The 13,679-nt window shown below is 52.8% G+C and carries 9 protein-coding genes; 5 read left to right on the forward strand and 4 right to left on the reverse strand.

All coding sequences use genetic code 11. The features are described from left to right. Window positions 1–25: 25 nt before the first annotated feature. Window positions 26–790 carry a glycerophosphoryl diester phosphodiesterase gene (locus INT20_RS01940; protein ID WP_193056349.1) on the reverse strand — a complete coding sequence of 255 codons (765 nt, stop codon included), beginning with the start codon at window positions 788–790 and terminating at the stop codon, window positions 26–28. 195 nt (window positions 791–985) lie between these two features. Here INT20_RS01940 and INT20_RS01945 point away from each other — a divergent pair, with 195 nt between their 5' ends. The 5 genes from INT20_RS01945 (at window position 986) to INT20_RS01965 (ending at window position 7,261) form a co-directional block, all read left to right on the forward strand. Beyond that, window positions 986–1,963 (forward strand): NADPH:quinone reductase, encoded by a 978-nt coding sequence (locus tag INT20_RS01945; protein WP_193056350.1) that lies wholly within the window; start codon window positions 986–988, stop codon window positions 1,961–1,963. Between the two features lie 311 nt (window positions 1,964–2,274). Beyond that, a complete protein-coding gene (locus INT20_RS01950) occupies window positions 2,275–4,119 on the forward strand; it encodes an SLC13 family permease (RefSeq protein WP_193056351.1) in 1,845 nt (614 codons plus the stop codon). 140 nt (window positions 4,120–4,259) lie between these two features. Beyond that, complete coding sequence (locus tag INT20_RS01955) at window positions 4,260–5,018, forward strand: DeoR/GlpR family transcriptional regulator (RefSeq protein WP_087105625.1); 759 nt, start codon at window positions 4,260–4,262, stop codon at window positions 5,016–5,018. A 109-nt stretch (window positions 5,019–5,127) separates the two neighbouring features. Then, on the forward strand, window positions 5,128–6,615 hold the full coding sequence (gene glpK / locus INT20_RS01960; protein ID WP_193054383.1) for a glycerol kinase GlpK: 1,488 nt from the start codon (window positions 5,128–5,130) through the stop codon (window positions 6,613–6,615). 421 nt (window positions 6,616–7,036) lie between these two features. Beyond that, window positions 7,037–7,261 carry a hypothetical protein gene (locus tag INT20_RS01965; RefSeq protein ID WP_193054382.1) on the forward strand — a complete coding sequence of 75 codons (225 nt, stop codon included), beginning with the start codon at window positions 7,037–7,039 and terminating at the stop codon, window positions 7,259–7,261. A 122-nt stretch (window positions 7,262–7,383) separates the two neighbouring features. Here the strand turns inward: INT20_RS01965 and INT20_RS01970 are convergent, their stop codons facing one another. The 3 genes from INT20_RS01970 to betA all read right to left on the reverse strand — a co-directional run bounded on the left by INT20_RS01970 (window position 7,384) and on the right by betA (window position 13,661). Further along, window positions 7,384–9,024 (reverse strand): glycerol-3-phosphate dehydrogenase/oxidase, encoded by a 1,641-nt coding sequence (locus tag INT20_RS01970; RefSeq protein WP_193056352.1) that lies wholly within the window; start codon window positions 9,022–9,024, stop codon window positions 7,384–7,386. Window positions 9,025–9,202: 178 nt separating this feature from the next. Next, window positions 9,203–11,689 (reverse strand): acyl-CoA dehydrogenase, encoded by a 2,487-nt coding sequence (locus tag INT20_RS01975; protein WP_193056353.1) that lies wholly within the window; start codon window positions 11,687–11,689, stop codon window positions 9,203–9,205. Between the two features lie 298 nt (window positions 11,690–11,987). Then, complete coding sequence (betA, locus tag INT20_RS01980; protein WP_193056354.1) at window positions 11,988–13,661, reverse strand: choline dehydrogenase; 1,674 nt, start codon at window positions 13,659–13,661, stop codon at window positions 11,988–11,990. Window positions 13,662–13,679 lie beyond the last annotated feature (18 nt).

Here is a 13,679-nt window from a genome sequence, read left to right on the forward strand (position 1 = left end):
ATTCCATGACATCCCCCTGATGACTCTATTTTGAACGCTGGTTATCCAAAAAACGTTTAAAAATAGCAGGTTCGTCGGTAATCACGCTAGCAATGCCCCATTCCCAACGGTTATTAAAAGCGCTTGGATCATTCGCGGTGTAACACAACAGTTGATAGCCCGCCTGGTGCATGGCATCGGCCTGGTCGCGCTTTAAGCGTGGCCAGTGGGGGTGAATGCTGAACGCATCAACCGCCTCGCAGAGGGTGCGCCACTCCCTGGGCGTGTTACCAAACAAGACTCCCAGCGCCAGCTCTTCTTTTGGTGCCAATGTGCGGCAATGTTTAAGTGCATCGACATCAAACGAAGACACAATCAGGCGCTCTGGCGATAGGGCATCGCGCATGTCTGGTAGTACGCGATTAACCAATTCGATTGGGTCGCGGCCTTTATTGACTTTTATTTCCATATTGACGCCCATCTCCAGCTCATTGAGCAGCGCCAGCATGGCCTCCAGGCTGGCCATTTTTTCACCCGCAAAGGCATCGCCAAACCAACTGCCGACATCCAGAACGTTGGCCTGTGGCCAAGTGAGCGTGTTGAGGTTCCCCCGCCCATCAGAGCAGCGGTCCACTTCCGCGTCATGCCAAATCACGGGGGTGCCGTCGCCCAGTAATTGAACATCCAGCTCAACCCAGCGCGCACCTGCCTCATACGCGGCTCGTACGGCGGCTAGCGTGTTTTCAGGGGCGGCGGCGGAATAGCCGCGGTGAGCAATTAGGGTAGGGAGGGTAATAGCAGGGTGGGTCATCGCACATCCATAAGGCGTCACAGATTGAGTAAAATCAGTCTAGCATGCGCAAGTGACATCAGCGTGTCAGGTCAATCGCAGTGAATGCCGCTCGCTTAGAACTAACGGCTTGATTTCTGACGCCTAAAGCGTTTGGATAGCCGTTAGCTCGTTTACAAAATGTCTGTCTGCCAAAATAAAGTACAAGGAGTTTATATGTCTCAGCGTATCGAGTTTGCCCGTACCGGCGGTTCCGAGGTACTTGAAGTAGCGACGGTTACCCCGGCAGCGCCCAAGTCAGGTGAAGTTCGGGTCGCCAATAAAGCCGTTGGCCTCAACTTTATTGATATTTATTTTCGTACCGGCCTTTACCCAGCACCGTCGCTGCCTGCGGGCTTGGGTACTGAAGGCGCGGGTATTGTTGATGCGGTTGGCGAAGGGGTGACTCATCTAAGTGTTGGGGACCACGTTGCCTATGCGCAAGGCCCGTTAGGCGCGTATGCGGCGCACCATACGCTGCCGGCTGAAAAAGTCGTCAAACTGCCTGACTTCATCGATTTTGAAACCGCCGCGGCGAGCATGCTGAAAGGCTTAACCGTGCAGTATTTGTTACGTCAAACGCATGAGCTCAAAGGTGGCGAGACCATCTTGTTCCATGCTGCGGCGGGTGGTGTAGGCTCGATTGCCTGCCAGTGGGCCAAGGCGTTAGGTGTGAAGTTGATTGGTACGGTTAGCTCTAAAGAGAAAGCCGACTTGGCGCTGGCAAATGGCGCATGGGCGACCATTAATTACACCGAAGAAGACGTGGTTGAACGCGTCCGTGAGCTTACTAACGGCGAAATGTGCGATGTGGTTTATGATTCGGTGGGCAAGGACACGTGGGAGATGTCGTTAAACTGCCTGAAGCCTCGCGCGTTAATGGTCAGCTTCGGTAATGCCTCCGGCCCGGTTGATGGCGTTAATATTGGAATTTTGAATCAGAAAGGGTCGCTATTTGTTACCCGCCCCAGCCTGAACGGTTATGCCGACACGCGCGAGCGCCTGGAAATGATGTGCAAAGATTTCTTTAGCATGATCGAGAGTGGCAAAATCAAAATTGATGTTGCCAACCGCTACCCGCTGGCCGATGCGGGTAAAGCCCAGGATGCACTCCAGAACCGTAAAACAACCGGTTCAACCGTACTGCTGCCCTGATCGGTAGCGAGCAACAAAAGCCGCAAACGCGGCTTTTGTTGATTTTAGCTTTCAGACTAGCTCCTCTTTACTGCTTATTTGTACCTTTTTCAGATTACCGTTCTGGGAAGCGCAGCCAATGTGTCGTCCCCATGCGGCTTTATCAGCAGTTCCAGCCGGTCGGCTATCCTCTAACGTTTGCACACGCTATACGTCTGTATAGATACCGTCTAATGTGTGAAGGTTCTTCTCATTCTTTACATGGGTTGTGGTTTACAAAGGCAAGCCGGAAGGGGTAAGCAGGCCGGGTAGCGTTACAGGAGATGATTCGCATGGCGATGGAAGCAATCGGCTTGGCACCCAGCACACTGATATTTATTGTGCTGGGATTAACGTTGGTGGCGTTCGTATGGGGGCGTTTTCGCTATGATTTAGTGGCATTAACGGCGCTTTTTGCATCGGTGATGCTAGGCCTTGTTCCGGCTGATTCAGCGTTTGCCGGGTTTGGTCATCCCGCCGTCATTACGGTGGCTGCCGTGCTGGTGTTAAGCCGTGGTTTTGAGCGTTCTGGCGTAGTGGATATTATCTCCAACCAAGTGCTCAAGGTGGGTGACCGGCTGATACTCCAGCTTTTAGCGCTAGTAGGAACCGTGGTGGTGTTGTCCGGCATTATGAATAATGTGGGGGCGTTAGCGCTATTGCTACCCGTTGCCATGCGGCTTGCCCGCGAACATAACACGTCTCCTTCCCTGCTTTTAATGCCGCTCGCGTTTGGTTCGTTGCTGGGGGGCTTAACCACCCTGATTGGCACACCGCCCAATATTATTATCTCCAGCTACCGTGGCAGTGTAACCGGGGAAAATTTTGGCATGTTCAGCTTTTCCCCTGTCGGGGTTGCGGTAGCTGTTGTAGGCCTTGTGTTTATCGTGTTAATTGGCTGGCGCTTAACGCCTAAACGCAATGCGAAGTCATCAACTGAAGAGATGTTTGATACCGCCAATTATCTGGTAGAGCTTAACGTTACCAAGGACTCTAAAGCCAACGGCTTAACGCTGCCGCAGTTACGCGATGAACTTGAGGAAACCATTCCTGTATTGGCCGTAGTGCGCGACGATAACCGTCGGGCGGGCTACTCCTTTCATGGGATCTTGCAAGAGGGCGATATTTTACTGCTTGAGGCGGGCCCGGATGATCTAAAGCTGCTTGAAGATAAAGTAGGGTTGAGTGCGGTTGCGGAGCCTGAGGAGAAGGATGAAGATGCCTCAAAAGAGGATGAGGGCGAAGCAGACAGCAGTGAGGGCCGGCAGCCGGTGGATACCGAAGGGCTGCAACTGATCGAAGCGGTCGTGCGTAATGATTCGATGATGAATAATCGCAGTGTCCGACAGCTGCGATTAAATCAACAGTTTGGTCTACATCTGGTGGCGGTTGCTCGTGACGGTAGTCGTTTGAAACAGCGCTTGCGAGATATTCGTTTTCAAACCGGCGATGTACTGCTGCTTCAGGGCAGCGAGAACGAAATTAGCGATAGCCTTTCTACCTTAGGCTGTTTGCCGTTGGCTAATCGGGAGCTGCAGTTAGGCCAGCCGCGTAAGTTGGTTATCTCAATCGGGATTTTTGCGCTGGCCATTGTCGCGATGCTGCTGGACCTTCTGCCCGCAGCGGTCGCAATGGGCTGTGCCGCGCTTATTTCGCTATTAATTGGGGTATTGCCACTGCGGGATGGCTACCAGGCCATTGATGGCCCTGTGATTGTACTGTTAGCCGCCATGATACCCGTAGGGGAAGCCTTGGAAACCAGCGGTGGAGCCACGATTGTAGCGAACATCTTGCTGGACTTTGGCGCGCAGTGGCCCATCTTTATTTCCTTAATCGGCCTTTTCGTGCTCACCATGCTACTTTCAAATGTGGTCAATAATGCTGCCGCCGCATTGTTAATGGCACCGATTTCCGCCAGTTTAGCCCAAGGCTTTAATGTCTCCCTTGATCCGTTTTTAATGGTGGTCGCGGTGAGTGCTTCATGCGCGTTTTTAACCCCCATCGGCCATCAGTCCAATACACTGGTGCTGGGGCCAGGCGGCTATCGGTTTGGTGATTATTGGAAGCTAGGTTTGCCGCTTTCGATCGTTGTGCTGGTGGTTGCCCTGCCGGTTATTTTGTGGGTATGGCCGCTGTAAGTAACGACAGCAAAAGATAGTGCTCGGTGGCCCCTCCGTGGGCCACCGAGCTTTGTTGAGCTTCGTCGTGTGGATCAGGGCTATCAGATTTTGTTACCCTATTACGCTTGGCGATAAATAAAAGTGAACAGGCTAAGCCTATGAATCAACAATACCGTCAGGATGCGATTGTCGAGCTGGTTCGTCAGCACGGTTATATGAGCATTGAGCAACTGACTGATCATTTCGCAGTAACGCCTCAAACGATTCGGCGCGATCTCAACACGTTGGCGAATGAGGGCCGAGTGAGGCGGGTGCATGGTGGCGTGGGAATTGAGTCAAGCACCGTTAATACGGCCTACAGCACACGTAAAACACTCCATCTTGAAGAGAAAGAGCGCATTGCTCATTGTCTGGCGCAGCATATTCCTAATCACTCATCGCTGTTTATCAATATTGGTACCAGCAATGAAATCATTGCCCAGGCATTGCTGGAGCATCAAGGGTTGGAAGTGATCACCAACAACCTGAACGTTGCCGCTATTTTGCAGCATAAAGAAGACTTTAACGTCATCATTGCGGGTGGCCAAGTGCGCTCTCGGGATGGCGGCATTATCGGTGAAGCCACCATCGACTTTATTAATCAGTTTAAGGTCGACTACGGCATTATTGGTATCAGCGGTATTGATGAAGATGGCTCTTTGTTGGAGTTCGATTACCAGGAAGTACGTGTGGCCCAGGCGATCATTGCTAATTCGCGACGCGTGTATCTAGCCGCGGATTACTCCAAGTTCCATCGCAACCCTGTGGTACGCCAAGGGAATCTTTCCCAGCTGGATGCGTTGTTCACTGACCGTAAGCCTCCCGAGTCTATCCAGCAGTTGCTAACCCAATATGATGTGGCGCTCTATATCGCCTAAACGGGCCAAGGCTGCTTTGTAGAGGTATTTTCGTACTTGAGCATCAATAAGGCTTAGCGTAGCCTTATTCATAATAAAGCGAAAATATTCACCTCAAAGCGAACATCTAATGTCCCGTTATCTACTTTCTATTGATCAAGGTACCACCAGCTCCCGTGCCATCTTGTTTAACCGACAAGGGGAAATTGCGGCCGTTGCCCAGCAAGAGTTTACCCAGCACTTTCCCCGTGATGGCTGGATTGAGCATGATCCTGAAGATATTTGGGAATCAGTAGTTGCGACCTGCAAAGAAGTGCTGGTGAAGGCCAGTGTTTCTGCAGGTCAAGTGGCGGGTGTGGGTATTACCAATCAGCGCGAAACCACGCTGTTGTGGGACCGCGCAACAGGTAAGCCACTTTATAACGCGATCGTATGGCAGGATCGGCGAACGTCTGATACCTGCCAAACGCTGCGTGAAGCTGGGCATACCGATAGCGTTCAAGCAAAAACCGGCCTGTTAATTGATCCCTACTTTTCGGCGACGAAACTGGCGTGGTTGCTTGAGAACGTGGAGGGTGCCCGTGAACGCGCTGAGCGTGGCGAGCTGGCATTTGGCACCGTAGATAGCTTTCTGATTTGGCGGCTGACAAACGGTAAGCAGCATGTCACCGATGCCACCAATGCCTCACGTACAGCGCTCTTTAACATACACACCCAGCAATGGGATGAGGATTTGCTGGCGCTGTTCAACATACCCGCCAACCTGCTGCCCAGTGTGAAAGACTCCAGCGATGATTTTGGCATGATGGAGGCAGAGTGGTTAGGGGCTGAGCTACCGATTGCCGGTGTGGCGGGCGATCAGCAGGCAGCGCTAGTAGGGCAGGCATGCTTTACGCCAGGTATGGGTAAAAGCACCTACGGCACCGGCTGCTTTATGATTGTAAACACCGGTGACACGCCCGCGCTTTCGCGTAATCGCTTGTTGACCACCATCGGCTATCGGCTTAACGGTAAGCCTACCTATGCGCTGGAAGGCAGTATTTTTGTCGCAGGTGCAACCGTACAGTGGCTGCGGGATGGCTTGAACCTGTTTGCGGATGCGGCTGAAACCGAGGCGCTTGCCAAGGAGACCCGACTGGGCCATAGCGTCTATTTGGTACCTGCCTTTACGGGGCTTGGGGCGCCGCACTGGGACCCTAAAGCGCGGGGAGCAATCTTTGGCCTGACACGGGACACCGGTATTGCAGAAATCGTTGCGGCAGGCTTGCAGGCAGTCTGTTATCAAACTCGCGATTTACAGCACTGCATGAACGACGATATGGACGCAACACCAAGCAAACTGCGTGTGGATGGCGGCATGGTTAAAAACAGCTGGCTGATGCAGTTTTTGTCCGACATGCTGGATGTTGAGGTGGACCGTCCCACTATTTTAGAAACTACTGCACTGGGAGCAGCGTACCTGGCAGGCTTACGCTTAGGCTGGTATGACTCTTTGGAAGAAATTGAACAGCTCTGGGACTGTGAAAAGAGCTTTATGCCGACCATGGAGGATGCGTCTCGCGAGCAGCTGTACCAAGGCTGGCTGGATGCCGTGTCGCGCGTACGTTCCGGCGAATAAGGCCATCACGTAGCCATCGTAAGGTGGCTGCGTGCACTTCTTGATTCTCTTCTTGTTGTAAGCTTTTAACACGTTTAACCCTGGGCGGCGGCCAATGTAGTCAAGCTACAACGGGGCGTGCGTCCAATGATGCATTGTTGGCTGATCGTTCATGAACCATAGTCAGGGCATGGGATGGAGTGATGCTTCGTTACCCCGACACATCGCACTATGCCTTGCCATATAACCTTTGTGCGTGCATACAGCAGGCGCTAAAGAGCGAAGATTTTATCTGTTTTTTGACCGTTCGCAGTCACCGAACCAGGTGCTTATCCGACCTGGCATGAGTAGCAATGCCACCATACGTATAGGGCGGCTGGCTTTGCCAACGAAAGCCCTTTGTGAGACCGGCAACGGATAACCATACCATGAGGTACTGAATATGAACTGTATTGAACTAAGCCAGCAAGCTAACCAGATTGCCAGTACATTTAGCAAGCAGGACTTGGCTAAACTGGTACTTGCGCTTAAAGATAGCCCGAGGTCGCTTCAATGTGCCGTGGAAGTGATCGATACGCTCGATAGTCGGTCTGGCTGTACGCTGGATGAAGCCTGGGATGAAGTGTTGGAAGGCGACTCGCAGCTACAGGTTGCTAACGAGGAGTAAGGTGTTAAACGCTTAGAGGCTTTGGTGGTGGATGTACACAAAGCTCCCTTAACAGTTTTAAGGGAGCTTTTTTAGCACGATAATTGGGATATGTCCGTTTGGTTATGTGCTTTTAGCAAGCACTAGGCGTCTGCCATTGCTTGTTGAATTGCCTCGCCAGAATTATTTTCGAAGTAGGCATTAAATCGTTCATTGGCCTGGTCACCGAAAAGCATCCGGCAAGCCTCTTTAAGCCCTTCAGAGTGGCGTAGCTGCTCATGACGCACCACAAGCGATATTTTGGCCCGGCGACGCAGGAAGTCTTCTAGTTCAGTGATCATTTCATAATCGCGGGCGTGTTCAAGCTCAACGCGAATATATTCGGTACCTTCAATAAGCAAGGCGGCCTGGTCATGGTCTGCTTCGATTTTTTCAAGCATCGCAAACGCTTTATCCGCGTAGCGGCGCCACAGGCGTTTTGTCAGTAGCTCTGAAGAGGTGCTGGGCGTCATCGCATCAAGGCCGATACGCTCGGCCTGAGCCATAAATTGCTGCTTAATAGAATCAGCAGGTTCGCCGTACCACTGGAACCTGGGGTTGGTTAACGTCACGCCTAGCTGGGTTACCGCATCCGCAATTTCATCACCGACGTTTAAACAGTCGGTGAGCTTGCCACCAAAGATACTGATATGTGCCGTATCGTCATGTGTATCAATAATGTGCTTGCGTGAGAGCTGCAGGAAGTCACGGTCACTGCCCTGGTTGGCCTCGACGGCCAAGGGGCGCACGCCACAGCGTGTTGAAATAATATCGTCAGGTGTCAGGGGCTTCTCAAGCGTTAAGCGCTTGTTAATGTTCTCCAGCACGAAGCTTACGTCTTCATCGGTCACTACCGCATTAGGGTGGTCCATGTGCGTATCGGTAGTGCCAATACAGGTACGATTGCCCATGGGGATAACAAAGAAAAGCCGCCCATCATCAGCAAAAAACGCCAGTACACGCTTTGACTCTGTTAACTGCGGCACGATTAAGTGGATGCCCTTTGAGTAAAGGTGCTGGTGCGATGTCTGCTGGTTGGTCAGCTTGTTGTGATGGTCTACCCATGGGCCAGCCGCGTTAATCAATACCTTGGCTCGTATCTCAAACGTGCTGCCATCCATGGTGTTGCGGGCTTTCGTTACCCAGACACCATCTTTACGCTCAGCACCCAGCGACTCCACATAGTTGGCGGCTGTCGCACCGAAATCGAGCGCGTGGCGGATAAAATTAAACACAAACCGGGCATCATTGTCGTGCAGGTAGGCATCCGAATACTCAAAGCCGCCCACCGATGTATCGACATTAATGATCGACTCTTCTTGCTTGATGTTTTTTGGCGAAAGCAGGCGGGGCGTTTTGGTAAAACCATTTCCCATTAACCAGTAAAGCCAGGTGCCTGCCCAAAGATAGCGAGGGGAGTGGCGAAACCCTTTGGTAATCGTGGTGAGAAAACGTATTTCCTCAACCGTGGAAGGGTAACTCTTGATCAGATGATTGCGGCTTTTACAGAGTTTACGCACCAGGCCAAAGTCATTGCTTTCCATATACTTGATGCCCCCCCACACCAGGTTGGAGGAGTGCATGCTGGTGCTGCCTGCAAAGTCGCCACGATCAATCAAGGCGACTTTGGCACCTTTGCCTGCCAGTGCCGCCGCACTGGCCGCGCCATTAATACCGCCACCAATTACCAGCGCGTCAAAGGTGGTACTTGTCAATTGACTAACGTTTTGTTCACGCAGGGTCATGATAGCCTCATTAATGGAAAATTAGGTTTGATAACCAAAGCAAAGCACAGTTATTTTCATTTATGAAGAATATGTGATCGTTTGCGATCTTTCAAGTTTGAAAACGAACATTGAGCGCCTATAAAAAAACCGGCTCCATTGTGGAGCCGGCTTATGGCAATCCTGTTTCCAGGATGTGTTATTCGACGTGGGCTTCCTCAGGATTAATTGGCGCTGCCTGCGTAGCATTATGGTTAATGAGCGTGCCTTTATTCTTTGCGAACGCATCGTAGGCAAAGTCATCGACCGTTAGCATCTCCAGCACGTTCTTTTCGAATTCGCGCATAAAGATCGTTTCTTCTTCACTAATCAGGCCTTTCTCAAACGCTACCTCAACCCGAGCTTCAGGGTGAAGGGCCGTTTGAGGCAGCTCACCTTTGGCGTAGGCTTTGTTAACCGTACGATAAATGGCTTCAGCACGGTCATAATCAACCAGCAGTGCGTTGTAGCGCGCCAATGGGTTGGGTTGTTCGCCGTCGTCGGTATCCCAGGTGTTGGAAAGCAGTTTGGTACGCAACGCAGTGTGGGTGGAAACCCGTTTAGCAATGTCGCGTGCCAAATCGTCATGGGGTTTATCCCAACGACGGCCGGTTGGCATTACCACGGCGTTAAGCACACGGCCGAGTGCCCGATTAGGCAAGTTGTCGAAAATCTCCACAAAGGCTTGTTCCGCACGGTGCAGCAGGAAGCGGCAGCTGTAGTGAAGCAGGGCGTCTTCGCCTTCCACTTTGTCACCTGCTTGCCACTGTTTGAGCACCATGGATGCGAGATACAGGTTAGAGAGCACATCGCCCAAACGGGCAGAGAGCATTTCGCGTTTTTTCAGCGCGGACCCCAGGCTTGCCATGGCGGCATCCGCACATAGTCCAAAGCCTGCCGAGAGGCGGGCAATATCTTGCGCATAAGCCGCGGCTGGCCCGTCAAATGGCACGCGTTCTTTACCAAACCCTAGCCCCATGGTGAACGCACGTGCGGCGTTACCAAAAATCAGGCCCGCATGGCTGAAGAAGGCTTTATCAAACGCGTTGATGTCGTTGGCATCCTTGGCGGCCAGCTCTTCCAGCACGTAGGGGTGACAGCGGATCGCCCCTTGACCAAAGATCATCAGGTTACGCGTCATGATGTTGGCGCCTTCAACGGTAATCGCAACCGGGTTGGCGCTATAGCCAATACCTAAATAGTTGCGTGGGCCCAATGTGACCGCTTTACCGCCATGCACATCCATCGCATCGCTTAACAAATCACGTTGAAACTCGGTCAGTTGGCTCTTCAAAATCGCTGAAGGAACCGCCGGTTTCTCACCATGATCAATCAGGTTAGCCGTTTGATAAACGGTTGCCTGGGAGATGTAAGCCATCGCTGCCATGCGTGCCAGCGGTTCTTGAACGCCTTCCATTTCGGCGACAGGCACGTTGAACTGACGACGAACACGCGTAAAGCCACCGCTCCAGCCCAGTGCGTAGCGGGCGGTGCCGGTCGCGCCGGAGGGCAGCGTGATACAACGACCAATCGATAGGCACTCAACCAGCATGCGCCAGCCTTGGCCAATCATCTCCTGCCCGCCGATGATGGTATCCAGCGGGACAAAGACATCCACGCCTTTAATCGGGCCGTTCATAAACGGGCTGCCGATGGGGTGATGGCGGCGACCAATGTCCATGCCTTTCGTGTCGCGCGGTATAAGTGCCAGAGTGATGCCCCGGTCTTCTTCGTCACCCAACAGCTTTTCAGGGTCGAATAAGCGGAAGGCTAAACCCACAACCGTGGCAATGGGAGCCAGCGTGATCCAGCGTTTTTCAAACGTCAGGCGCAGGCCTAGCGTCTCTTTTCCATTAATAATCTCTTTACACACTACGCCAGTATCAGGCAATGACGTTGCGTCAGAGCCCGCCCGCGGGCCTGTTAGGCCGAAGCAGGGGATTTCGCGGCCATCGGCCAAGCGGGGCAGATAGTGGTCTTTCTGTTCCTCAGTACCGTATTTAAGCAGCAGCTCGCCCGGGCCGAGGGAGTTGGGTACCCCAACGGTCACCATTAACGTTTCGTTGGCGGAGAGTTTTTGCAGTGCCATGGATTGGGCTTTTGCTGAGAAACCCAGGCCACCGTACTCCTTGGGAATAATCATCCCAAAGAAGCCTTCTTTTTTCAGGTAGTCCCATAACTGCTGGGGCAGGTCGGCACGCTCTTGAGCAATGTCCCATGCGTTACACATGCCAGCCGCTTTAGCGCACTGGTTATCAAGAAAAGCCTGTTCATCTTCGCGCAGGCCTTCATCCTTGTAAGCCAGCAGCTTATTCCACTGTGGCTTACCGGAGAAAAGCTCCCCGTCCCAGGAAACGCTACCGGCTTCTAGCGCCGTGCGCTCGGTGGCGGAGACCTTTGGCGCGACCTTTTTGAAAATTTTAAAAATCCGCGGTGTCAGCCACTGTTTGCGCACTGCTTCAAGGCCCGTCACAGCAACGACCAGAGCAGCGATTAGCAGCAATACGCCTATAACGGCGGCGTCAAAGAGTAGGCCAACAAGCCCTAATATACCCAACAGTGTCAGGGCTGCTGGGGCGCCTGCTTCGCGGCGCATAATAATCAGCAGGCCAACCACGGCCAGGATAATCAGTAGTAGGGTGAGCATAGAACGTCTCCATGTATTATTAGGCACTGTCCAGTTCTGGTCTGCATTGCGCTTGGCTCAGAACGTTGATGTCTGATCCATCGATGCAGCCTTGCCGTCGTGTGTAACGCTTGAAGTGATGATTAGAACGCAAGCCATAGGCATTCGAACAGATGTTTGAATATTGGCAGACGTACGCTATCCCGCGCAAGTCGTTACGTCTTTTTATCCTGCTTATTAATAGTAGCTTAGTAAAAAAAAGCCACGGCAGTTAGCCGTGGCGCTTGGATGAACGGGGATTCACGTGTGAAAACGTCATTCACCCATGTTGGGCAGCCGCGCCGTTAGCTACAAAATAGGTAACTTGCGCGCGAGGCAGCGGTTCGTGTCCACGGATGTGGTCGGCAATCTTTTCGGCCAGCATGATGGTTGGCGCATTCAGGTTGCCGGTAGGAATTAGAGGGAACAGTGAGGCGTCAACCACCCTTAAGCCTTCTACGCCATGAACGCGGCCCTGGCCATCTGTCACGGCCAGCGAATCGTCTCCCATACGGCAACTGCCACAGGGGTGATACGCCGTTTCCGCGTTTGCTTTAATAAACTGATCCAACGCTTCATCGCTTTGTACATCAGGCCCTGGGGAGATTTCACGGCCTCGGTACTTATCGAATGCGGGCTGTTCGATAATGTTACGCGTTAAGCGAATGGCATCACGGAACTCCTCCCAGTCTTTTTCATGCGACATGTAGTTGAATAAAATACTGGGTGCCGCGTGCGGGTCTTTTGAGGTTAGCCGAATGCGGCCTCGGCTTTTGGAGCGCATCGAGCCCACGTGCGCTTGAAAGCCATGCGCTTGAACCGCGCTTTTGCCATTATAGCTAATCGCAATAGGTAAAAAGTGATACTGCAGGTTGGGCCACTCTTCCCCGTCACGGCTGCGAATAAACGCACACGCTTCAAACTGGTTGCTGGCGCCAATGCCCGTACCCTTGAGTAGCCACTCAGCGCCTATCATGGGCTGGTTGTACCATTTTAGAGCGGGGTAGAGCGAGATGGGTTCTTTACATGCGTACTGAATGTACATCTCTAAGTGGTCTTGCAGGTTTTCGCCGACACCCGGCAGGGCATGAACGGTCTTGATGCCTAGCGGCTCGAGCACTTCAGGATGGCCGATGCCCGAGCGCTGCAAAATTTGAGGTGACGCAATAGCACCACCACACAGCAGCACTTCCCGTTTGGCGCGGGCGGTCTGCTGTTGCCCTTTGTGCTCGTAGCGCACACCCACAGCGCGCTTGCCGTCAAACTCAATGATGTCGGTAACGGCGTGGGTTTCTATGGTCAGGTTGGTGCGCTGTTTGGCGGTGTCCAGGTAACCCCGGGCGGTAGAGGCGCGTCGCCCCTTGGGCGTAACGAACCGGTCCATGGGGCCAAAGCCTTCTTGCTGATAGCCGTTAACATCGTCTGTTTCGGGGTAACCTGCCTGTTTGCCTGCTTCAATAAAGATGCGATACAGCGGGTTGTTACCGTTTTTGGGAGTAGTGATGCTGACCGGGCCGCTGCCACCGTGGTAGTCATTGGCCCCGGTGTCGCGGGTTTCTGACTTTTTAAAGTAGGGTAGGCAGCTTAAGTAATCCCAATCTTCCAAGCCTGGCTGTTGAGCCCAGTTATCGTAATCCAGTGCATTGCCGCGGATATAGCACATGCCGTTAATCAACGAAGAACCGCCCAACCCTTTCCCGCGCCCGCACTCCATGCGACGGCCATCCATATGTGGTTCCGGGTCCGTTTCAAATGCCCAGTTGTAACGCTTTCCCTGAAGTGGAAAGGCGAGGGCTGCTGGCATTTGGGTACGAAAATCAAGCCGGTAGTCCGGCCCGCCGGCCTCTAACAAGAGAACGCGGACGTCGCTGTCTTCCGTTAAACGCATAGCCAGCACGCTTCCCGCTGAGCCCGCGCCGATAATAATGTAATCAAATTCATGCGGTTGCGGCATAGTTACACCTTGAGAGAG

It is taken from the genome of Halomonas citrativorans (assembly GCF_014898005.1).
Classification (GTDB): domain Bacteria; phylum Pseudomonadota; class Gammaproteobacteria; order Pseudomonadales; family Halomonadaceae; genus Vreelandella; species Vreelandella citrativorans.